This is a genomic window from Pseudomonas fluorescens (assembly GCF_019212185.1).
Taxonomy (GTDB): domain Bacteria; phylum Pseudomonadota; class Gammaproteobacteria; order Pseudomonadales; family Pseudomonadaceae; genus Aquipseudomonas.
In genome coordinates, this window is the sequence record NZ_CP078138.1 from 1,854,045 (window position 1) to 1,876,445 (window position 22,401).

Annotated in this window: 17 protein-coding genes; 7 read left to right on the plus strand and 10 right to left on the minus strand. The window is 62.6% G+C overall.

Annotation, left to right across the window (positions count from 1 at the left end):
* Nucleotides 1-246: 246 nt before the first annotated feature.
* Nucleotides 247-5,913: a retention module-containing protein gene (locus KW062_RS08215; RefSeq protein WP_105754335.1), complete on the plus strand. Its 5,667-nt coding sequence runs from the start codon at nucleotides 247-249 to the stop codon at nucleotides 5,911-5,913.
* A 45-nt stretch (nucleotides 5,914-5,958) separates the two neighbouring features.
* Here the strand turns inward: KW062_RS08215 and lapD are convergent, their stop codons facing one another.
* From lapD to KW062_RS08235, 4 genes are all read right to left on the minus strand, one after another.
* Nucleotides 5,959-7,911, minus strand: coding sequence for a cyclic di-GMP receptor LapD (gene lapD, locus KW062_RS08220; protein ID WP_105754336.1), 1,953 nt, complete (start codon nucleotides 7,909-7,911; stop codon nucleotides 5,959-5,961).
* Between the two features lie 24 nt (nucleotides 7,912-7,935).
* Nucleotides 7,936-8,643 (minus strand): cysteine protease LapG, encoded by a 708-nt coding sequence (gene lapG / locus KW062_RS08225; protein ID WP_105754337.1) that lies wholly within the window; start codon nucleotides 8,641-8,643, stop codon nucleotides 7,936-7,938.
* A gap of 78 nt (nucleotides 8,644-8,721) precedes the next feature.
* Nucleotides 8,722-9,087 carry a YbaN family protein gene (locus tag KW062_RS08230; RefSeq protein ID WP_177327254.1) on the minus strand — a complete coding sequence of 122 codons (366 nt, stop codon included), beginning with the start codon at nucleotides 9,085-9,087 and terminating at the stop codon, nucleotides 8,722-8,724.
* 40 nt (nucleotides 9,088-9,127) lie between these two features.
* The gene (locus KW062_RS08235) at nucleotides 9,128-9,715 is read right to left on the minus strand and encodes a UPF0149 family protein (protein ID WP_027619154.1); all 588 of its coding nucleotides are present in this window, start codon (nucleotides 9,713-9,715) and stop codon (nucleotides 9,128-9,130) included.
* 289 nt (nucleotides 9,716-10,004) lie between these two features.
* Here KW062_RS08235 and recQ point away from each other — a divergent pair, with 289 nt between their 5' ends.
* Both recQ and KW062_RS08245 read left to right on the plus strand, forming a co-directional pair.
* Nucleotides 10,005-12,131, plus strand: a complete 2,127-nt coding sequence (gene recQ / locus KW062_RS08240; RefSeq protein ID WP_027619153.1) for a DNA helicase RecQ — start codon at nucleotides 10,005-10,007, stop codon at nucleotides 12,129-12,131.
* A gap of 120 nt (nucleotides 12,132-12,251) precedes the next feature.
* The gene (locus KW062_RS08245) at nucleotides 12,252-12,683 is read left to right on the plus strand and encodes a MarR family transcriptional regulator (RefSeq protein ID WP_105754338.1); all 432 of its coding nucleotides are present in this window, start codon (nucleotides 12,252-12,254) and stop codon (nucleotides 12,681-12,683) included.
* 34 nt (nucleotides 12,684-12,717) lie between these two features.
* Here the strand turns inward: KW062_RS08245 and KW062_RS08250 are convergent, their stop codons facing one another.
* Nucleotides 12,718-14,907 (minus strand): patatin-like phospholipase family protein, encoded by a 2,190-nt coding sequence (locus KW062_RS08250; RefSeq protein WP_027619151.1) that lies wholly within the window; start codon nucleotides 14,905-14,907, stop codon nucleotides 12,718-12,720.
* Nucleotides 14,908-14,976: 69 nt separating this feature from the next.
* On the opposite strand from KW062_RS08250, the gene KW062_RS08255 reads away from it, so the two are divergent.
* On the plus strand, nucleotides 14,977-15,264 hold the full coding sequence (locus KW062_RS08255; RefSeq protein ID WP_105754339.1) for a SelT/SelW/SelH family protein: 288 nt from the start codon (nucleotides 14,977-14,979) through the stop codon (nucleotides 15,262-15,264).
* A gap of 14 nt (nucleotides 15,265-15,278) precedes the next feature.
* On the opposite strand, the gene KW062_RS08260 is transcribed toward KW062_RS08255, so the two are convergent.
* Nucleotides 15,279-16,172 carry a DMT family transporter gene (locus KW062_RS08260; protein WP_027619149.1) on the minus strand — a complete coding sequence of 298 codons (894 nt, stop codon included), beginning with the start codon at nucleotides 16,170-16,172 and terminating at the stop codon, nucleotides 15,279-15,281.
* A gap of 93 nt (nucleotides 16,173-16,265) precedes the next feature.
* Nucleotides 16,266-17,024 carry an AraC family transcriptional regulator gene (locus KW062_RS08265; protein WP_027619148.1) on the minus strand — a complete coding sequence of 253 codons (759 nt, stop codon included), beginning with the start codon at nucleotides 17,022-17,024 and terminating at the stop codon, nucleotides 16,266-16,268.
* 134 nt (nucleotides 17,025-17,158) lie between these two features.
* Here KW062_RS08265 and KW062_RS08270 point away from each other — a divergent pair, with 134 nt between their 5' ends.
* Nucleotides 17,159-17,965 (plus strand): UDP-2,3-diacylglucosamine diphosphatase, encoded by an 807-nt coding sequence (locus tag KW062_RS08270; protein ID WP_027619147.1) that lies wholly within the window; start codon nucleotides 17,159-17,161, stop codon nucleotides 17,963-17,965.
* A 98-nt stretch (nucleotides 17,966-18,063) separates the two neighbouring features.
* Here the strand turns inward: KW062_RS08270 and KW062_RS08275 are convergent, their stop codons facing one another.
* Nucleotides 18,064-18,654, minus strand: coding sequence for an HD domain-containing protein (locus KW062_RS08275; RefSeq protein ID WP_027619146.1), 591 nt, complete (start codon nucleotides 18,652-18,654; stop codon nucleotides 18,064-18,066).
* 106 nt (nucleotides 18,655-18,760) lie between these two features.
* Entirely contained in the window at nucleotides 18,761-19,072 is a 312-nt protein-coding gene (locus KW062_RS08280) for a DUF962 domain-containing protein (RefSeq protein ID WP_027619145.1), read from the minus strand.
* 161 nt (nucleotides 19,073-19,233) lie between these two features.
* Between KW062_RS08280 and KW062_RS08285 the strand changes: the two genes are divergently transcribed.
* The gene (locus tag KW062_RS08285) at nucleotides 19,234-20,295 is read left to right on the plus strand and encodes an AraC family transcriptional regulator (RefSeq protein WP_081786367.1); all 1,062 of its coding nucleotides are present in this window, start codon (nucleotides 19,234-19,236) and stop codon (nucleotides 20,293-20,295) included.
* Here KW062_RS08285 and KW062_RS08290 read toward each other — a convergent pair.
* Complete coding sequence (locus KW062_RS08290) at nucleotides 20,252-21,706, minus strand: TrkH family potassium uptake protein (RefSeq protein WP_027619143.1); 1,455 nt, start codon at nucleotides 21,704-21,706, stop codon at nucleotides 20,252-20,254. The two genes, KW062_RS08285 and KW062_RS08290, sit on opposite strands and share 44 nt — an antisense overlap.
* Before the next feature lie 120 nt (nucleotides 21,707-21,826).
* Between KW062_RS08290 and KW062_RS08295 the strand changes: the two genes are divergently transcribed.
* Nucleotides 21,827-22,390 (plus strand): NAD(P)H nitroreductase, encoded by a 564-nt coding sequence (locus tag KW062_RS08295; RefSeq protein WP_027619142.1) that lies wholly within the window; start codon nucleotides 21,827-21,829, stop codon nucleotides 22,388-22,390.
* The last annotated feature ends 11 nt before the right edge of the window (nucleotides 22,391-22,401 follow it).

A 22,401-nucleotide genomic window follows, 5' to 3' on the forward strand; every position in this document is an offset into this window, starting at 1 on the left:
ACTCTCCGGCAGCCACCCTCGCAGGCAACCTGAACTGCGCTGAGTGAATGATTTCATTCAAGTTTGTCCCGCAATCAGGACCCCGTCTGCGTAGGGCACGCGCGACCAGATCGTCGTCAGGCAAGGGCTTGCACCTTGAAGCGCAAGTGCTGCCAGGCCGAAGGTCGGCGAGGCGACCCGGTAGTGCCCTGCCAGTTTCTGCGCGCAACCCAGGTGCCGATGGATGTCGGCGGCGGAGGACTTCACATGGCAAGGCTCATCGGAATCGTCAGCAAGGTCGTGGGTCAGGTGTTCGCGGAGGCGGGTAATGGCACCCGTCGCGTCCTGACCGAGGGGGACCGGTTGTACGCCGGTGAGCAACTGGTGACAGGCGCCGCCGGTGCCGTCGCCGTGCACCTGCAAAATGGCCAGGACCTGACGCTGGGGCGTGGCAGCAGCCTGCACATGAATGATTCATTGCTGGCCAGCCAGCCGGCCCATGTCGACAGCTCCGCAGACACGGCACCCAGCCAGGCGCAGTTGACCGATGTCGAGCAACTGCAAAAAGCCATCGCCGCCGGCGTCGATCCGACCCAGACCGCTGAAGCCACCGCGGCTGGCCCCAACGTTAGCGGCGCACCCGGCGACGCCGGTGGCGGTCATTCATTTGTGCTGCTGCAGGAGACGGCGGGGCGGGTGGATCCGGTGATCGGTTTCCCTACGGCCGGGTTTAATGGCATTCCCGAGTTCGTCTTCGGCTGGCGCGACGGCACGCCGGATAGCGATGGCGGTGACAACGCCGGTGCTCCCGGTACTCCAGGGACACCTTCGGTAAACCCGCTGTCTCCTGAAACGCCCAACCCTCCAGGCCCGCCATTCCCGCCGATCGTCCCGGAAAATCACCCGGTCACCCTGACCGGCCTGTCGGTGGCAGGTGGTGAGTTGACTCTCAACGAGGCCAACCTGGCCAACGGTTCGGCGAGCAATGCCGCTGCCCTGACCCAGAACGGCACCTTCAGGGTGTCGGCGCCGGACGGTCTGCTCAACTTGAGTATCGGCGGGATGAACATCGTCAGTGGCGGCACCGCTACCGGCTTGCCACAGTCGATCACCACCGGTCTGGGCAACACCTTGATCATCACCGGCTACGATCCGGCCACCGGCATCGTCAGCTACAGCTACACCCTGGTTGGCAATGAAAGCCATGCCGCCGGCGATGGCCTGAACAACCTGAGCGAACACTTCAGCGTGATCGCCAGTGATACCAATGGCGATTCGGCCAGCAATACCCTGGATATCAACATCACCGACGATGTGCCCCAGGCCTACGATGACAGCCATGGCGTCGCCTCGGAAACCCGCCTGACCCTGACCGGCAACGTGCTGGACAACGACACTCAAGGCGCCGACCGGGTGCCCAGCGGGCCGATCACCCCCGGTACCTTCACCGGCACCTACGGCACCCTGGTGCTGGCGGCCGACGGTTCCTACACCTACACCTTGCACAGTGGCGATCCGGCATTTCTCGGGCTCAAGGGCGGTGGCAATGGCAGCGAGACGTTTACCTACACCCTGACCGATGCCGACGGCGACAGCAGCAGCGCCAAGCTGGTGCTGAACATTCACAACAACGACGATCCGGTGAGCCTCAACGGCTTGGCAATCGAAGGCGGTGAACTGACCGTCTACGAAAAACACCTGGGCACCGGCAGCGATCCCACGTCAAGCGCACTGACGGTCAACGGTACGTTTACCGTCACCGCCCTCGACGGGTTGCACAGCCTGAGCGTTGGTACGCTCAACGTGATGACCGGCGGCATCACTGCCGGCTTCCCGCAAACCCTGCCCACCGCCTTGGGCAACACCCTGACCATCACCGGCTACGATTCTGCCAGTGGCGTGGTCAGCTACAGCTACACCCTCAACGGCAACGATGCCCACCCGAATGCCAACGGCGCCAACAGCCTGAGCGAGCATTTCACGGTGACCGCCACCGACGTCGATGGCAGCACCAACAGTGTCTCGCTGGACGTCAACGTGGTCGATGATCTGCCCAGCGCGGCCGACGACAGCAACCCAGGCGTGGCCTCGGAAAACCAACTGACCCTGGTCGGCAACGTGCTCGACAACGATCAATTGGGCGCCGACCGCGTGACCGACGGCCCAGTCACTCCGGGCACGTTGACGGGCACCTACGGTCATTTGGTGCTGGCGGCGGACGGTACTTACACCTACACGGTTGACACCAGCAATCCGGCGTTCCTTACACTGAAGGCCGATGCCCACGAAGTCTTCACCTACACCATCACCGACTCGGACGGCGACAGCAGCAGCGCCACCCTGACCCTGACGGTGCACAATAACGACGACCCGGTGCTGATTGATGGTCTGAACGTTTGTGGTGGCGAACTGACGGTCTACGAGCGCGCCTTGAGTGATGGCTCGACCCCGGGCACTCCGGCGTTGACCCAGAGCGGCACCTTCACCGTCACCGCACTCGACGGTGTGCAGAACCTGAGCGTCGGCGGGTTGAATGTGGTGACAGCCGGCGTGACTGCTGGCTTCCCGCAAACCCTGACCACCTTCCTCGGCAACACCCTGACCATCACCGGCTATGACTCGGCGACTGGCGTGGTCAGCTACAGCTACACCCTCAATGACAACGAAAATCATCCCACCGCCAACGGCGCCAACAGCCTCAGCGAACACTTCGCGGTCACGGTGACCGACAGCAACGGCAGCACCGCCAGCGACTCGCTGGACGTCAACATCATCGACGACCTGCCGACCGCTAACGCCGATTGCGCCACGGTATTCGAAGGCGCGACCGTAAACATCGCGGTGCTCGGCAATGACAGCAACGGCGCTGATGGTGCTGCCGAGGGCGGCGCGGTGGTCGGCGTGCGCGCCGGTGGTAACACCTCGACCTCGGTGATCGGCGGCCTCGGCGATCCGATCCAGGGCGCCTACGGCTACCTGACCCTGGATGCCGCCGGCAACGCGATCTATCACAGCACCGCCAACGGCGTTTGCCCGCCGGGGGCGACCGATATCTTCACCTACACCATCCGCGATGGCGACGGTGACGAGAGCACCACTACCATCACCATCAATGTCACCGACAGCGGCCTGCACGCCTGCGTCGACTCTTGTCTGACGGTGTTCGAGAAAGGCCTGGACCTCAGCAAGGACGGCCAGGATCTGGCCGCCGGCACGGTGATCGGCAGCGATCCAACCTCCACCAGCGAAACCGCCCACGGCAACCTGGCCGGTTCCGTCGGCGGCGGCAGTGGCCCGCTGACCTTTACCCTGCTCGGCAGCGCCACCGGCGCTTACGGGCAAATCCTGCTCAACCCGGACGGCACTTACACTTACACCCTGACCTCGGCGCCGAAAACTGCGCCCGGCGGCAATGACGGCGCCAACCTCATCACCGAGACCTTCAACTACAAGGTCACCGACGCCTTGGGCAACAGCACCACCAGCAGCATTGTGGTGAACATCGTCGACGACGTACCCCAAGCCCAGCACTCCGAACGCTTTGCCCCGGCGGGGGAAATTGATACCAACCTGCTGCTGGTGATCGATGTGTCCGGCAGCATGGCCGACTGCTCGGGTGTCGGCTCACTGTCGCGCCTTGAGTTGGCCCAGCAAGCGATCAGCGCCTTGCTCGACAAGTACGATGCACTGGGCGACGTCAAAGTGCAGTTGGTCACTTTCAACGGCGATGCCAGCGGGCAGAGCGCATTCTGGGTCGACGTGGCCACGGCCAAGGCGATCCTCGCCTCGCTGACCGCTGGTGGCGGCACCCACTACGACGACGCTTTGGCGGCGGCCAAGCTGGCCTTCGGTACCGAGGGCAAACTGGTCGGCGCGCAGAACGTCGGCTACTTCTTCTCCGACGGCAAGCCCAACGTGGGCGGGCAGATCGACCCGGCGGACGAGGCGGCGTGGAAAGCCTTCCTCGATGCCAACGGGATCAAGAACTACGCGATCGGCCTCGGCGGTGGCGTCGATGCCTCCCATCTCAATCCGCTGGCCTACGACGGCAGCAACCACGTCGACACCGATGCCCATCTGGTCACCGACCTCAACCAGCTCAATTCGGTGCTGACCGGTACCGTGGTCGGCGTGCCGATCACCGGCTTGCTGATGGGCGACGGCGGTGGTTTCGGCGCCGATGGCGGCTTTATCAAAACCGTCATCGTCGAAGGCACCACCTACAGCTTCGATCCCCATGGCGACAATAATCACGGCACGCTGTCGGTCATCGAGGGCTTCAATCGCGGGGTGTTCAACACCCTCGACAACAGCCTGACCATCAGCACCCTCAAGGGCGGCGTGCTGGTGATCAACCTCGACACCGGTGAGTTCACCTACACCTCGTTGAAAGCCACGGCGGTCGAACTGACCGAACAGATCGCTTTTACTGCCAGTGACTACGACGGTGACCTGGCCAGCCGCACCCTGAACATCAAGGTGGTGCCGAATACGGTGCCGCTGGCAGCGGATGACCATGTCATCACCAACATTCTCTCGAGCCATATCAGCGTGCCGGGTGCGGCGCTGCTGGCCAACGACAGCGATGCCAATGGCGATCCGTTGACAGCCACCCCGACTACCTTCAACACCGGCTGGATCGTTAAGGGCGCGGATTTCACCGGCAGCGGCGCGATTGATTTCAGTGCGCCTCAGAACATTTCCGCCAACCGCAATCTGGCGGACGTTCGTGGCGCCTTTGCCGCCGATGCGGCCGCCATGACTGCGCTGTTGGTGATCAGCGGATTCCTCGGCCAGGTCAGCCACAGCGGCGCCAACGACGAGGACATGATTACCGTCAACCTGAAAAAAGGCGAAACCCTCAACCTCGATCACAACCTGGCGGCCGGTCATATCGGCATGGAGTATTCGCTTAACGGTGGCGGCTTCCTCGACATCGGCAACGACAGCACCCTGACCGCCAACGAAGACGGCACTTACCGGATCCACATCAGCAACCTGCACAACCCCGACGGCAGCCAACCGAATGCCGCCGAGAGCTACCAGTTGAGCATGACCATCAACTACGCCGGCGCCCACGAGAGCTCGCCGGACTTTGTCGGCAGCTACAGTGCCAACGACAACCACGGCGGCAGCGACGCGGCAGCGGTGAGCATTAGCTACCAGCAAGGCCAGATCTTGACCGGCACCGCTGGTGACGACGTGCTGTTGGCCGGCAATGGTGACAACGTGCTTAACGGCGGTGACGGCAACGACGTGCTGACGGCGGGCAACGGTAACAACGAGCTGCATGGCGGCGCGGGCAACGACCTGTTGTTCAGTGGCCTGGGCAACGATCTGCTGGACGGCGGCGACGGCATTGACACCGCCAGCTATGCCCATGCGACTGCCGGCGTGACCGTTAACCTCGGCCTGCAAGGGGGGCAGAACACGGTGGGGGCGGGTGTCGATACCCTGGTCAGCATCGAGAACCTGACCGGCTCGAACTGGAACGACACGTTGATCGGCAATGACCAGGACAACCTGATCATCGGCGGCCTGGGCAACAACACCCTGACCGGCGGTGGTGGCTCCGACACCTTCAAGTGGCTGGCCGGCAACAGCGGGCATGATGTGGTCACCGACTTCACCCCCGGCACCGACAAACTCGACCTGTCGCAACTGCTGCAGGGCGAGCATGCCTCGTCAACCTCGCTGGACGACTACCTGCACTTCAGCGTCAGCGGCAGCGGCGCGTCGCTGGTCACCAGCATCGATATCAAGGCCACGGTCGGCGCGCCGTCGACCCAGACCATCGACCTGGCGGGGGTCAACCTGGCCGATCACTACGGCGTGACGCCGGGGGCGGGCGGGGTGATCGCCGGCGGTCACGACACCGCGACCATCATCAACGGCATGCTCAATGATCATTCGTTGAAGGTGGACACGGTCTGAGGATCAGTAGTCCCTGGCGCGGGAGACTTCTCCCGCGCCACACCTTCACTGCTCGCCAGGCACCGGCTGCGGCGCACCGATCAAGCGTCCCATTGCGCCAAAAATCCCCAACTCCCTGAGCGCCTCCAACTCGCCGGCGGTCTCGACCATTTCCGCAATCAGCGGCAGGTCGATGCTGTGGGTGGCGCGGTAGATCGCTTCGATAAACAGCCTCTTGTGGCTTTGCGTGTCGATGCCGCGAATGTAACTGCCGTCGATTTTCAGGTAGGCCAGGCCGAGCTGGGTAAAGTTGCCGATCTGGCTGAAGCTGCCGCCGAAGTGCTGCAGGCCGATGCGGTAACCGGTGTCGCGCAGGCTCAGGCTTAGCTGACGCAGATCCTCGGGGGGCGGTAATTGATGCTCATCGATTTCCAGGGTCAGTAGCGGTGCCAGTTCCGGCAGCGCGTTCAGCGTGTCGAGGATGATCCGCCGTTGCGTGGTGTCGCGCAGGGTGCTGCCGGACAGGCTCAGGGCCAGCGGCTGGCGATGCTCGGCGAGGTAGTCGAGGGTGTGCTCGAGCATCGCCAGGTCGAATCGCGCCGACCAGCCCAGGCGTTCGATCCAGGGCAGGAAATGCCCGGCGGCGATCGCCTCGCCCTGAGGGTCTAGCAGGCGCGCCAGGACCTTGTGGTGCAGCAGTCGCCCGGTGTCGGCGCATTGCACCACCGGTTGAAAATACAGCTGCAGCTTGCCGTGGGTCAGGGCATCGTCGATCCAGGCGCGCCAGTCGTGGGCGGTCTGCGTGGGGGCGGATCGTGACTGATCGAGGTAGACCCACGGTCGCTCCGGTTGCAGTTGCGCCTGGGCCAGGGCCTGGTCGAGGCGCATCAGTACCTGGTTTGGGGTTTCTCCGGGAACGTAGGGCACTATGCCCAGATGGGCGACCGGCATGCAGTCGCTGGCGCCGGTCAAGCGCAGGTTCTCCAGGGTGGCGCTGATCTCCGCGCCCAGACGGCTCGCTTCCTGGATATCGAGGCCCGGGGTCAGCAGGCTGAACTCGCCGCCACGGTTGCGTGCCGCCAGCCAGGCATGACGTTCGGGTAGCTGGGTCAGGCGCTTGAGCAACTGGCCGATCTGGCTGATCAGGGTGTCAGTGGCCTGTCCGCCGTGGCGCTGGTTGAGGCCGTTCAGGTCATTGATCCGGAACATCAGCAAATGCCCGGCGCTGTTCTGTTCGCCGGGTAACAGTTGGTCGGTCAATTGTTCGTCGAGCAGGCGTCGGTTGGCCAGCCCGGTCAGCTCATCCTGATAGGACGCCGCGCGCAATGTTTCGCTGCGCGCGGCCTCTTCGACGAATAATGCCTTGAGCTTTTCGACCATCTGGTTCATTGCCAGCACCACCCGTTTCAGCTCAGGCGTCCTCGGCAGTTTCTTCACGCTGCGAAATTCTCGTTGGCTGATGGCTTGGGCCTGCTTGACCAGACTGTCGAGGGGGCGCAATTGGCGACGCAGCAACCAGCCGCCGAACACCGCGCTGAGCAGACCGCAGAGCAGCAGCCAGAGCAGGCTGCCGACGCTGCTGTCCCAGAGTTTGGCGAGGGCGAATTGGGGATTGCTCTGCACCTCGACCCGGGCCGCCTGTTCCCAGCCGCGCATGATCAGCGCATCGCCACCTTGCGGGCGCAGATTCACCAGTCTGACGAACCAGGCGGGAATGCCCTCAGCGGTGGCCCGTGTGCTGCGTTCCACCAGCAGGCGCTCATCTTCGATAGCGATCACCCGGATGCTGGAGAAGTAGCCGCTGTCGAAAATCGAGCTGACCATTAACTCAACCATCGCCGGATCGTCCAGTTGCGTGGTCAATGACAAGCCCAAGGCCGTCGCAGCGTCCTGGGCATGGGAGCGCAACTGGCCGAGCATCTGTTCACGGGAGCTCTCCAGGCTGACAAAAAAACTGCCGCTGAACGCCACCAGGAGGAACAGGCAGATGGCCAGGAATAATTGTTTGAGTAGGGACATGTGACGCTCCTTTGCTCGTCAGTCTCAGCCATCGCCCACGGCAAAACCCTCTGCCTGCATCTTGCGCAGCAGGTCCTGCCAGCGTGACAGGCGCTTGGCGTCGCCCTTGCGCTGGCCGCCGTTGGCCCCCGGCGTGTACAGGCCTTCGGCATTGAAGGCGTATACCGGCAGCAGGTCCTTGCGTTGCGAGGCGGGGCGGATGTCGCTGATCAGGTTATCGAGGACCAGCGGGTCGGCTGTGGGGCTTGGGTAATACGTCAGGACCATGTGGGCCTGATTGCGGGTCAGCGCCTTGACGTAGGTGATGCGCAGTTTTTCGGCGGGCACGCCCAATTGGCGCAGGCTGAAGTATTTGCCCAGGGCGTAGTCTTCGCAGTCACCGGCGCCCTTGACCAGCGCTTCGACTGGCGTTGCCCAGTAATCGATTTGCTGCCAGACGCGGCTGTCGTCGCGAAAACTCAGTTGCTGGTTGAAGAAGCGATTGACCGCTGTCAGTTGGTCGCGCTCGGGCAGTCCGGCCTGGCTTTGCAGCATTTGGTTCCACGCCTCAATCCGTCCCTGCGCACTGCCCAATGGGCCATAGCGTTGTTCGGCAGTGGTCAGGATGTCAGCGAAATTCCAGTTCGCCCGAACAGCCTCCAACCCTGGCAGCAGGAAAAACCCGAGAAGCAGCCATCCGCCGAGCCGGCGTCGGGGCGTTGACCATCCTGGACTTCGCGGGCGACGAGGCATGCCGGGCGGCTCACATGCAGATCTGTGGAGTCTAGGCGTTGTTGGGCAAAAGGCCGGGCCAATTATCGAGTGGTCGGCTCAGGGCTTTTCGAGGGTCTTCTGGCGCAGGATGTAGACCGTCACCAGCACTGCGCTGGTCAACATGAAGCCACGAGCCCAGGGCAGGGGGACCAGGTAGCAGGAAAACAGGATGCTCGCCCACATCAGGCCAATGGCGTAGACCTTGCCCTTGAGCGGAATGCCGTTGCCGTCCAGGTAGTCGCGAATCCACGGGCCGAGGCGCGGATGCTCCACCAGCCATTGATAGAAGCGCGGCGAACTGCGGGCAAAACAGGCGGCGGCCAGCAGCAGGAAGGGGGTAGTAGGCAGGACGGGCAGGAAGATGCCGATCACTCCCAACGCTACGCTCAACCAGCCAATGGTCAGGAGTGCGTAGCGCAGCATCAGGGAGCGGTTGCCTATGGGATCAGCCACAGGCAGGAACTCAGTGGTGACGAGGCTTGAGAATCGCCGGTTTTTCGTCCGGTGCGTTGCACAGCAGGTACAGCGCAGTCAGGGCTTCCGGGATCTGTACGATCATGTCGTCCATCAGATTGGCGTCCGAGGCGATGTCGGAGAATTCCGGTTGCTCGTCGAACAGGCCGGAACCGACCATGATCGGCAGCAGCATTTCGCTGACTTCGTCTTCGGCGGTTTCGAACCAGGCTTCTTCACGCAGGAACACGCCCTCCATGAAGCCGATGCACCAGCCGCGCAGTTCGGAGTCGTCCGGGTCATCGCCGAGGTCGAGGTCGCATGGCAACTCGAATTCCTCATCGGAAGCCAGTTGGCGTGCGATGTGGGCCTTGAGGCCGATCAGCGTGGCTTCGATTTCCTCACGCTGGGCGTCGCTGGTGTAGTGCGGCTCTTCCGCGAACAGGGCGTCGATCCACTCGCGCTCCGGCACGGTTTCGGCACAGATCGACAGGGCGGTGAGGTAGCCATGGGCGGCCACGTAGTCCAGCGCCTCGTCATGCAGTTCATCGGCGTCGAGGAAGACTTGCAGGCGGGTTAATTGCTCAGCGAAGGACATTGGGAGGGCTACCTTGGGAATATACGATGAGCAAGTTTAGGCGTTCTTGAGCGCCCAGGCCAGCCGCGCAGCGGATTTGCCGGTAATTGCACAGGTTGTCCGGCAAGCAGGGACTATTCGTCAGTGAAGTCCATTGCCGGGCAGCGCTCGGGTATACTCGCGCGTTTTGTTATGCCCGGCAGGTTTGGCGCATGCCCCGGACAAATCCGCTAACGGATCTGGCCGTGAACATCGCGCGGTTTTGAGCCAGCCTGCACACCGGGATTTTCAGCACCATTGGGAGTTTTTCATGCTCGAACAGGCTCAACGCGTCCTCAAGGACATCTTCGGCTACGACAGTTTCCGTGGTCGCCAGGGTGCCATCATTGAGCGCGTGGCCAGCGGCGGCGACGCCTTGGTGTTGATGCCTACCGGCGGCGGCAAGTCCCTGTGCTTCCAGGTGCCGGCGCTGTTGCGCAACGGCCTGGCGGTGGTCGTTTCGCCGCTGATCGCGTTGATGGATGACCAGGTCGCGACTCTCGAGGAGCTGGGGGTCGCAGCCGCCTCGCTGAACTCGACCCTGAGCCCCGAGCAACAGCGCGACCTTGCCGCGCGCATCCGTCGTGGCGAAGTGAAAATGCTCTACCTGGCGCCGGAACGGCTGGTCCAGCCACGCATGCTGGCGTTCCTGCAGAGCCTGGAAATCGCCCTGTTCGCCATCGACGAAGCCCACTGTGTGTCGCAATGGGGCCATGATTTCCGCCGCGAATACCTGCAATTGGGCCAGTTGGCCGAGTTGTTCCCCAACGTCCCGCGCATCGCCCTGACCGCCACCGCCGACAAGCGCACCCGCGAAGAAATCGTCGAGCGCCTGCATTTGCAGAATGCCGAGCGTTTTCTGTCGAGCTTCGACCGGCCGAACATTTTCTACCGCATCGTGCCCAAGGAGCAGCCTCGCAAGCAATTGCTGGCGTTCCTCGCCGAGCGTCGCAGCGACGCCGGCATCGTCTATTGCCTGTCGCGCAAGAAGGTCGACGAGGTGGCGGTGTTCCTCAGCGAGCAGGGTTTTCCGGCGTTGCCGTACCACGCCGGGCTGGCCAACGAGGTGCGCGCCGAGAACCAGAAGCGCTTCCTCAACGAGGAGGGCCTGATCATGGTTGCCACCGTGGCGTTCGGCATGGGCATCGACAAGCCCAACGTGCGCTTTGTCGCGCACCTCGACCTGCCCAAGTCGCTCGAGGCGTATTACCAGGAAACCGGTCGTGGCGGGCGCGACGGCCTGCCGGCGGACGCCTGGATGGCCTACGGCCTGCAGGACGTGGTGATGCTCAAGCAAATGCTGCAGAACTCCGAAGGCGATGAACGCCACAAGCGCCTGGAGCAGCACAAGCTCGACGCCATGCTGTCGTTGTGCGAAGAAACCCGCTGCCGTCGTCAGACCTTGCTCGCCTATTTCGACGAAGACATGCCGCAACCCTGCGGGCATTGCGATAACTGCGTCGACGGCGTGCAAACCTGGGACGCCACCGAGCCGGCGCGCCAGGCCTTGTCGGCGATTTATCGCACCGGCCAGCGCTACGGCGTCGGGCATCTGGTAGAGGTGTTGCTGGGCAAGGACAACGAAAAGGTGCGGGGTGCCGGGCATCAACACCTGGCGGTGTTCGGCGTCGGCAAGGGCCGGGCCGAGGGCGAGTGGCGCTCATTGTTCCGCCAGTTGGTGGCCCGTGGCCTGGCCGATATCGACCTCGATGGCTACGGCGGTCTGCGCCTGAGCGACAGCTGCCGGCCGCTGCTCAAGGGCGAAGTGACCCTGGAATTGCGTCGCGACCTGAAACCGCAAACCACCGCCAAGACCGGCTCCAGCCAGGCCAGCCAATTGGTGCGTGGCGAAGAGCGGGAACAATGGGAAGCGTTGCGCGCCCTGCGCCGCAAGCTCGCCGAAGAACATGGCGTGCCGCCCTACGTTATCTTTCCCGACTCCACGTTGCTGGAAATGCTCCGCAGCCAGCCGGGCTCCCTGGCGGAGATGGCGCGGGTCAGCGGCGTCGGTGCGCGCAAGCTGGAGCGTTATGGCGATGCGTTCCTCGAGGTCCTTGGCGGCCGGGCCGAGGCGCCGAAAGTGGTGGCCGACCTGCGCCACGAGTTGATTACCCTGGCCCGCGCCGGCATGACCCCGCTGCAGATTGCCGGGCAGTTGCAATGCTCGGAGAAAAACGTCTACACGCTGTTGGCCGAAGCCATCGGCAAGCAACAATTGTCGCTGGAGCAGGCTCTGGATCTGCCGGAAGACCTGCTGGGCGAAGTGCAGGATGCGTTCCTCGACGGCGAGGGCGAATTGCCGGCCGTCGCCGAAATTGCCCCGCTGTTTGCCGGTCGGGTTCCGGAGGGCGTGTTGTACTGCGTGCGTGCGGCCTTGCAGTCAGAGTTCGAGATGTAACTTGACGCCTCTCAAGATGTAACGATTCAGTACAGTCTCGACCTTGCTTCGTACCGAGGGTCATGCTTAGCTGGCTAACAATTAGTATTACTTCGATATCAGTCTAAACATGAGTGTTTTATGCCGTTAACCGAACAACACCGCTTTGGCATGCAGTTGGCGCAAATGTCTCGCGGTTGGCGCGCCGAACTGGATCGCCGTCTTGCTGGCCTCGGCCTGTCTCAGGCCCGATGGCTGGTGCTGCTGCACCTGGCGCGTTTCAAGGACGCGCCTACCCAGCGCGAGCTGGCGCAAAGCGTCGGCGTTGAGGGGCCAACCCTGGCTCGCCTGCTCGACAGCCTGGAAACCCAGGGCCTGGTTCAGCGCCTGGCGGTGGCTGAAGACCGTCGGGCGAAGAAAATTCTTCTTTGCGATACGGCCCGTCCGCTGATCGAGCAAATCGAAACCATCGCCAACGCGCTGCGCCAGGAGTTGTTCGACGGCGTCGATGAGGAAGAGATCAAGCTGTGCATGCGCGTCCACAGCCGCATCCTCGCCAATCTGGAGAAGTGATTCATCCCCCCCCTCTGCGTGAAGTCGGCCAGCCTTAGAAGGTCTGGCCCAGGTTCATGTAAATCGCCTGCTGGTCATCGTCGTTGAAGCCGTAACTGAAGTTCAGTGGCCCGAGCGGCGTGTCAAATCCGAGGAACACGCTGGCGGCGTTGATGTAGCCGCTGTCGAACTCGTTGTCGTTGTTCCACGCCCGGCCGCGTTCCAGCGAGCCACCCACGTACAGCGGGAAGTCCAGCGGCAGGTAGGAGCGCGGGGTCAGGCGCCGGTAGTACACGGCGCGCAGAAGGCTGGCGTTCTGTCCGGATATCGCATCCTCGCGAAAGCCCGAGAGTTGCCGCGCGCCGCCGAGCAGGAAGCTCGACGTGACCACGTTGGCCTGGTCCAGTGTGCGTCCGTAACGCCCGCCAAGGACGTAAGTGTCGGGGCCGAAGCTCAGCGCCTTGTCCAGCTTGAACTCCCACTGTCGATAACGCTGGTCCGATCCCAGCTCCGGCTCGAATTGGCGAAATGCCAGGCCGATGTCCTCGCCGGCATGGGGAAAATAGACGTTGTCCAGTGAGTCGAACGAGTACTTGAGCTGGTAGAAGCCTTCGTTGAAGCTTTCGCTGGGCAGGCTCTGGTCGCCGATGCGCACATCAGCCTTGCCCCAGGCTTCGCCGACCCCGAGGCGGATTTCGCCGCTGTTGCCGATCTGTCGTCCGACGTTCAAACCAAAACCGTAGCGTTCCAGGCGGTACTCGGCCACGGGGTCGTTGTCGAGAATGGCCTCGACATTCTGCGACTCGATCGCCGCGTAGGGCGCGATGAAGTAGCGCGAACCGACGTCCAGCGGCTGGTAGAACTCGGTGTACAACTCCTGCTGATCGCCGATCTGCAAGCGGGTCAGCCATTCGGCGCCGAGGCGGTTGATGCCGTTCATGCGGTAACTGGCGCCAATGTTGAAGGCGCTGTCGCCTTCCATGTCATCCGAGAGGTTCAGGCCCAGGCGCAGGTAGTCGGTGCCGGTGCGCTTGCCGCGGGCGCGGATTACCAGGGTGTGCTCGTCGCCCTTGTGCACTACGCGGTACTGCACCTGCTCGAAGTAGTCCAGGCCATACAGGGTGCCCATGTCGGTCTGCAGGCGGCCCATGTCCAATGGTTCGCCGATGTTCTGCCGGATGTAGTAGCGGATCACGTCGTCACCGACCTTCGAGTCGTTTTCCACCTTGATCGCGGTGATGATCGGCGTGCGTTGCCCGGGCGCGCGGGCCGCGTTCAATTCGGCATCCACCGGTTCGGCGGGGCGCAGTCTGGCGAGGCGGGCATCGAGAATGCGCGTGGCGCGATAGCCGGCATCGATCATTTCCTCAGCCTTGCCAAAGTCGGTGACGCCAAAGCTGGCCAGCGGCGGCTCGATCAGCACATCGTTCGGGTGCAGGGCGGCCAGTTGTTCTTCGGAGTTGCGCCGGGTCATCAGGGTGATCGACTGGTTGAGCACGTCGACCACCGTTGCCAGCTGTTTGCGGCTACGTAGCGGGGTGCCGATGTCGACCACGATGGCGACGTCAACGCCCATTTCCCGTGCCACATCCAACGGAATGTTGTCGGTCATGCCGCCGTCCACCAGCAGTCGGCCGTCGAGCTCGACCGGGGCGAACACCGCCGGGATCGACATGCTGGCGCGGATCACCTGGGGCAAATGGCCTTTGCGAAATACCACTTTTTCGCCGCTGGCAATGTCGGTGGCCACGGCGCGGAAAGGGATCGGTAATTTGTCGAAATCCCGAGTATCGCTGGTATGGGCCAGCAGGCTTTCGAGCAGCAGCGACAGGTTCTGGCCCTGGATCACCCCAAGCGGCAGGCCGAGGCTGCCGTCGTCGCGAAAACTGAGCTTCTGCTTGACCAGGAAATCGCGGTCATCCTGTTTGCGCCGAAACGGTACATCGGCACGTGGCGGGGCATCCGACAGGGCCTGTTGCCAGTCGATCTTCAGGGCGAGTTTTTCCAGCTCGTCAATCTTGTATCCCGAGGCGTACAGCCCGCCGATCACTGCGCCCATGCTGGTGCCGGCGATCGCGTCGATCTTGATCCCCTGTTCCTCCAGTGCCTTGAGCACGCCAATGTGCGCCAGCCCGCGCGCGGCGCCACCGGACAGCACCAGGCCGACTTTCGGTCGCGGCGTTTCGGCGGCGAGCACACACAGGGGCAGCAAACACAGGAGCAGGCAGGACAGCAGGCGGCGCATCGGGTATCTCGGGTGATCGTTAAAGGCGGCTATTATAGCGACGCTATCGCCCTCAGGAGTTTCGCCCGCATGACCGCCAGCAAACCGGAAATTGTCATCACTTACTGCACCCAGTGCCAATGGCTGTTGCGTGCCGCCTGGCTGGCACAGGAACTGCTCAGCACCTTTGGCGACGACCTGGGAAAAGTGTCATTGGTGCCGGGCACCGGCGGCATCTTCCGGATTGATTGTGAGGGCGTGCAGATCTGGGAGCGCAAGGCCGACGGCGGTTTTCCGGAAGCCAAGGTGCTCAAGCAGCGGGTACGGGACCAGATCGATCCGCAGCGCGACCTGGGGCACAACGATCGCACCCGGTAACGCTCTGCGAACCCTCAGTGAGCGCTGGCCGCGACCGTTGGTTTGTTGCCGGGCGCGCGGTTGCCCAGGCTGCTGACGACCACAATCGCGACGATGATCAACGCGCCACCGAGCAGCATGCGCAGGGTCGGGGTTTCGCCAAACAGCAGCCAGGCCACCGTGATGCCGTAGACCGGTTCCAGGGCGAACACCACCGCCGCCGTGCGCGCCTTGATCACTGCCAGGCTGGCGACGAACAGGCTATGGGCCAGGCCGGTGCAGAAGATGCCGAGTAGGGCGATCCACAGCCAGTCCAGTGCACGCACTTCGCTCAGGCCAGGTGCCGCCACCGGCAACAGACACAAGGCAACCACCACGTTTTGGCACAGCGCCGCCTGCACTGCCGGAATTCGCCCCGAGCTGGCCCGGTTAGTCAGCGACAGCAGCGAGAACAGCAGGCCGGACCCCACCGCCCAGAACAGCCCGGTGGTGGCTTGGCTCGCGAGGTCGAAGGCCGGGGTCACCAACACCAGGCCGATGCTCACCAGCACCACCAGGAGGATTTCATTGGCGCGAATCCGCTCGCGGAAAATCAGGCCTTCGAGGATCACGGTGAACGCCGGGAAGCTGGCAAAGCCCAGGGTCGCAATGGCCACGCCGGCAACTTTCACGGCGATGAAAAAGCTCACCCAGTGCCCGGCCAGCAGCAGGCCGCCGAGCAGCAGGCGACGCAGGTCGCGGGCGTCCAGGCGTTGCCAGGTGCTGCTGCGGGAAAATCGCGCAAAGCAGGCCAGGGCCAATACGGCGAAGGCGGCGCGGCCGAAGACGATGATGGCGGGGGAGGCAGCGGCGAGCTTGCCGAACACACCAGTCAGGCCAAACATCAGTGCACCGATATGCAGGGCGCCTAGGGCGGAACGGGGAGTCATTGCAATCCTTGAGATGAAATTTCAGACACCCGCTCACTCTAAAGTGAGGGACGTTGAGTGTCTGTCGCCAGACTCGCGTCTTTTAGCGCTGGCCTATTGCACGCTCACCGCTCGGCGCAGGCTGCCGGGCGCGGCGCCGAACTCGCGCTGCACCGCGGCGCTGAATGCGCTTTGCGAGGTGTAGCCGACACGGCAGGCCACTTCGCCGATGGGCAGTGCGGTTTCGCGGAGCAATTTAACCGCGATATGCAGACGTCGGCTGCGAATGTAATCCATCGGCGTCTGCCCGCATTCGGCGACGAAGCGCGCATGCAGACGGGCTGTGGACAAACCGGCGACCTGCGCAAGGTCGGCGACTTGCAACGGGTAGGCGGCGTATTGATCAATGTGCGCATTCAGCGCAGCGAAGGGCAGGCGGCGCCCGCCAAGGTTCTGCGGTGCGACATTGTTGAGGCTGGCCAGCAACAGCACGGCGCCCTGCTGGGCAATCAGCGGATCCTGCACCGGGCTGCTGGCCAGCCAACTGACCAGCTGACTCTGCCCGGCATCCAGCGGCAGGCGACCGGGGGTATCGAGCAAGCGTCGACTGGCCTCGGCGTGCTCGCCCAACGACTGCCCCACCCACTGATCGCTCGGCACGTCGAGCACCAGGCAACGACTGCCATTGGGGCTGCCACAGGCGTGATGGGCGCCCGCCGGTACCACCACGAAACTCTGCTGCAGCACCTGGCTGCCATGCCCGTCGACCTCGAAGTCGAGCGCGCCCGACAGGCCGAACACTAACTGGGCGTGGTCATGGCTGTGGACGATCAAGTCGTGGCTGTATTGGCGCAGGGTGAGTATCGGACGCATCGGCTGTTCCTCGGCAGAACCACAGTCTACACCGCTTGCGGATGGGGCCGGGCTGTCATTGGACTGCCGCATTTATGTCATGGACTATTAATCGCCGCGGCGCAAGCTGGCGGAAAATCTGCCGGGGATTGCCCATGACCAGTGCTGAACTCGCCAAGCCCAGCCGCAAACAACGGGTGCGCACCTTGTGGATTTCCGACGTGCACCTGGGCACCCGGGATTGCCAGGCCGAGCATCTCTCGCAATTTCTCAAGGGTTATCAGGCCGACAAGGTTTACCTGGTGGGCGATATCATCGACGGCTGGAAATTGCGCAGCGGCATGTATTGGCCCCAGGCCCACACCAACGTGATCCGCCGGTTGCTGACCATGAGCAAGCGCGGTACCGAGGTGATCTACGTCACCGGCAACCATGACGAATTCCTGCGGCGCTATTCGAAGCTGATCCTCGGCAACATACAGCTGGTGGACGAGGCGGTGCACGTCACCGCCGATGGCCGGCATCTGCTGGTGATCCACGGTGACCAGTTCGACGTGATCACCCGTTACCACCGCTGGTTGGCCTTTCTCGGCGACTCGGCCTACGAATTCACCCTGACCCTCAACCGCTGGCTCAACCACTGGCGCGCCCGCTATGGCTACGGCTACTGGTCGCTGTCGGCCTACCTCAAGCACAAGGTCAAGACCGCGGTCAGTTTCATCAGTGACTTCGAAGAAGCCATCGCCCATGAGTGCGTCAAGCGCGAACTGCATGGGGTGGTCTGTGGGCACATCCACCACGCCGAAATCCGCAAGGTCGGCGGGGTGGACTACCTCAATTGCGGAGACTGGGTGGAATCCTGCACCGCGTTGATCGAGCATTGGGACGGCACGATCGAGTTGTATCGATTGGCGGATGCGCAGGCGTTGGCGGCGCAGCTGAAGGTGGCGGAGGCCGTTTGAATGTCTATTGAAGGAGCCGCCATGCCGGCGAAGGCGGTCTGCAGTTTTGCATTGACGGTACGGACGCGTTCGCTGGCAAGCCAGCGCCTACAGCGGCGTCAAACCGGTGCGTACTGCTCCATCGCCGCCGTATAAATCGAGTTCTTCGGCTGACTGAACAACCGCTCCATCATCGGCTCAAAAAAACTCAACGGCAGGGTGTCGTAGTCAGGATCGAATGCCGCAGCATCGTACCTGGCACAGAACTCAATGGTCAGGTGGTACTGCGGATGATCACTGAATTGCTCGCGCAAGTGCCGGTCCATACCCAGGTGGTGGAAAAAATAATAGCCCTGGAAGATCCCGTGCTTTTCCACCATCCACAGATTTTGTGCACTGACGAAGGGTTTGAGGATCGCGGCGGCGATGTCCGGGTGGTTATAGCTGCCGAGGGTGTCGCCGATGTCATGCAGCAGCGCGCAAACCACGTATTCCTCGTCGCGGCCATCACGCCAGGCACGGCTGGCGGTCTGCAGGGAGTGGGTCAGTCGATCCACCGGGAAGCCGCCGAAATCTCCTTCGAGCAACTTCAGGTGCGCGACGATGCGCGCTGGCAGTTGCTTGGCGTAGGCGCTGAAATCGGCAGCGATGATTTCCCAATCTTCTTGCGTGCCGTCTTTCATGTGGGTGAAACGGGCGTGCGCATTCATCGACTATCCTTTTATTGTTTTTCAGCAGGATGGGACTGAGTGTACGACCTCATCCCGCCAGCGCAGTGGCCTCGTGGGACGGCTTGATGGCCTGGCGGGCCGGGCGCTAGAACGGCACCTTGCCAAGAATCATGTCGCGGTACATGACGAAATCACCGAGTAGGCTGTAGAGCGGGTGCTGAAAGGTGGCCGGGCGGTTCCTTTCATAGAAAAAATGCCCGACCCAGGCAAAGCTGTAACCGGCGACAGGCAGGGCCAGCATCAGCAGCATGGAACCTTTGGCGATGGCCATGGCCAGGATGAAAATCACCAACGTCGTGCCGGTAAAGTGCAGGCGCCGACACGTACTGTTGCTGTGCTCGGCCAGATAGTACGGATAGAACTCGGCGAAACTGTTGAAACGTCTGACGTTTTCCACGACTGCAATCTCTGAGATTTATTGTTCTGCTGGTCGGATATTCTACGGGCAGCTTATTTGAGTCTAGAGTGATCATTGGCAACGGCCAGTGACAATAGGCGCCACTTTAGTATCCTTGGAAAATTGGCCGTCAATCGCGAGTCATCAACTAAGAAAACGCCATGAGCGAACGAACGACTTCAGCAACTTGGGCGATGGGGATTGTCAAGGCACTGGAAATGGACGGCCTGGATTGCCGGGCCCTGTTCAGCCAGTTGGGACTGGACTTTGAGGCGCTGGACGATCCGGATGCGCGCTTCCCGCAGGATTCCATGACCCGCCTGTGGCAATTGGCAGTGGAGCTTTCCGGAAATCCGGCGATTGGCTTGAACATGGGCAAGGTGGTGCGTCCCGCGTCCTTTCATGTCGCGGGTTACGCCTTGATGTCCAGTCAGACCCTGGCCGAAGGCTTCAAGCGTCTGGTGCGTTATCAGCGAATCATCGCCGAAAGCGCTGACTTGAGTTTCCGCCTGTTGCCGGAAGGTTATGCGCTGATCCTGACGGTTCACGGTGACCATCTGCCGCCGACCCGACAAAGTGCCGAAGCTTCACTGGCTTGTGCGCTGGGCCTGTGCGGCTGGCTGACCGGGCGCACCCTGCAGCCGCGCAAGGTGCTGATCCAGGGGGCACAGCCCATTGATCTGGAACCTTACAAACAAGCCTTTCACGCCCCGTTGGAGTTCAATGCGCCCTACGATGCGTTGATCTTCGAGCGGGCGGACATGGAGGCGCCGCTGCCGACAGCCAACGAGGCGATGGCGTTGCTGCATGATCGTTTTGCCGGGGAGTATCTGGCGCGTTTTTCCGAAAGTCGGGTAACCCACAAGGCTCGCCAGGTGCTGTGTCGCTTGTTGCCCCAGGGCGAGCCGAAGCGCGACACCGTGGCGCAAACCCTGCACCTGTCCCAGCGCACGCTGCAGCGCCGTCTGCAGGAAGAAGGCACGAGCTTTCAGGCCCTGCTGGACGACACCCGCCGCGAACTGGCCGAGCAGTACCTGGCCCAGCCCAGCATGACCTTGCTGGAAATTGCCTACCTGCTGGGCTTTGCCGATCCGAGTAACTTCTTCCGGGCATTTCGCCGATGGTTCGAGGTCACCCCCGGCGAATATCGCTTGCGCCTGCTGGAAACGCCGCAGGTTGTCAGTGACGCCAAAACGCCGGAATACACAGCACAAACACGGTGATGATCTCCAGTCGCCCGAGCAGCATGCCCACCGACAGAATCCATTTGGCCGCATCCGGCAGGCTGGCGAAGTTGCCGGCCGGGCCAATGGTCTCGCCCAGCCCCGGACCTACGCCGGATACCGTACTGGCGGCGCCCGTCAGCGCGGTCATCCAGTCGACGCCCAACAGCGACAGCAGCAGGGCGATTACGCAAATGGTGATGGCAAAGAAGAACGAAAAGGTCAGGATCGAACGCACGATTTCTTCGTCGAGGCGGTGACCGTTGTATTTTTGCTTGATCACCGCCCGTGGGTGAATCAGCTGGTTAAGGTTGGCCTTGAGCAGGATGTAGGCGACCTGGAAACGGAAGATCTTGATCCCGCCAGCAGTGGAGCCGGAGCAGCCGCCGACGAATCCCAGGTAGAAGAACAGCATTAGCGAGAAGTTGCCCCAAAGGCTGTAGTCCCCCAGCGCGAAGCCGGTCGTGGTGACCACCGAGGTCACGTTCAGCGCGACATGCCGCAGCGCATCCAGCCAGTGCAGGTTGGTGGTCCACCAATACCAGGTGCCGAGCACCAGCCAGGTGACCAGCAACATGCCGATCAAGCCCTGCACCTGCTGATCTTTGATCAAGGCCCGGCGATTGCCACGCAGGGTCGCCACGTACAAGGTGAAGGGCAGGCTGCCGAGTATCATCACCACCACCGCCACCCAATGCACGGCCGGCTGCGACCACTTGGCCAGGGACTGGTCGGAGGTGGAGAAACCGCCGGTGGAAATCGCCGACATGGCGTGGTTGATCGCATCGAAGGGGCTCATCCCGGCCCACCAGAACGCCAGGCTGCCAAGGATGGTGATGCCCACATAAGCGGCGACGATCAGCCGCGCCACCATGTGCGAGCGCGGCATGACCTTTTCCGAGCGGTCCGAAGACTCGGTCTGGAACAGGCGCATGCCACCGATACGCAGCAGCGGCAGGATCGCCACCGCCATGCCGATAAAGCCTATGCCGCCGAGCCAGTGCAGCAGCGAGCGCCACATCAGGATGCCCGGTGACATGTTATCCAGCCCGCTGAGTACGGTGGAACCGGTGGCGGTGATGCCGGACATGCTTTCGAAAAACGAGTCGGTGTAGCTGATGTGCTGGGTCAGCAGGAACGGCAGCGCGGCGAAAATGCACACCACTACCCAACTGGTCACGGTCAACAGATACATGTCCCGGGGGCGCAGGTGCACGTGTTCTGGGCGGCCGGGGATGACCAGCGCCAAGCCGGCGAGGAAGGTGATCATGCTCGACCAGAGGAAGGACGGCAGGTCGCTGGTGCGCTCGTAGATCACCAGCGTCGCCATCGGCACGACCATGCTGACGGACAGGGTGATCAGGAAGATGCCGATAATAAAACCAATGATCCGCAGGGTCGGCAACGCCATGAAGTCCGCTCGGGCTGATGTGAGAAGGGCGCCATTCTACCCGCGAGGCGGGCTATGTAAACCGGCATGCCGGTGGCAGTTACCGCTAGAATAGCCAAACAATTTTTCAGGAGGTGGCCGATGCAGGCTCTCGACGCTTTGCTCAACCGAGTTTCCGTTCCCCGTTTGCTTGACCCGGCACCGACCGCCGAACAGCGCGAGGTGTTGTTTGCCGCGGCCATGCGCGCGCCGGATCACGGCCATCTGCAGCCGTGGCGCTTCCTCACGGTGGAAGGGCAGGCGCGCGAGCAACTGGGAGAAATCCTCGCCCAGGCCGCATTGGCACAGGATGCCGAGGCACCGCAGGCGGTGGTCGACAAGGCGCGTAACGGGCCATTGCGCGCACCGCTGGTGGTGGTAGTGATCGCCAAGTTGCAGGAACACGTCAAGTATCCGAAATCGGAGCAACTGTTGGCAGCGGGCTGCGCTGCCCACGGTATTTTGCTGGCGGCCTATGCCCAGGGCATCGGCGCGGTGTGGCGTACCGGTGAGTTGGCGTATTCACCGCAAGTGGCTCAGGGGTTGGGCCTGGCGGAAGGGGAGGAGGTGATTGCGTTCCTGTATCTCGGCACTCCGCAGAAAGAACCGCGGGTGGCCGAGAAGGTGGATCTGGCGGAGTTTGTCAGCGCTTGGTCGGGTGAGTGATAAACCTGCAA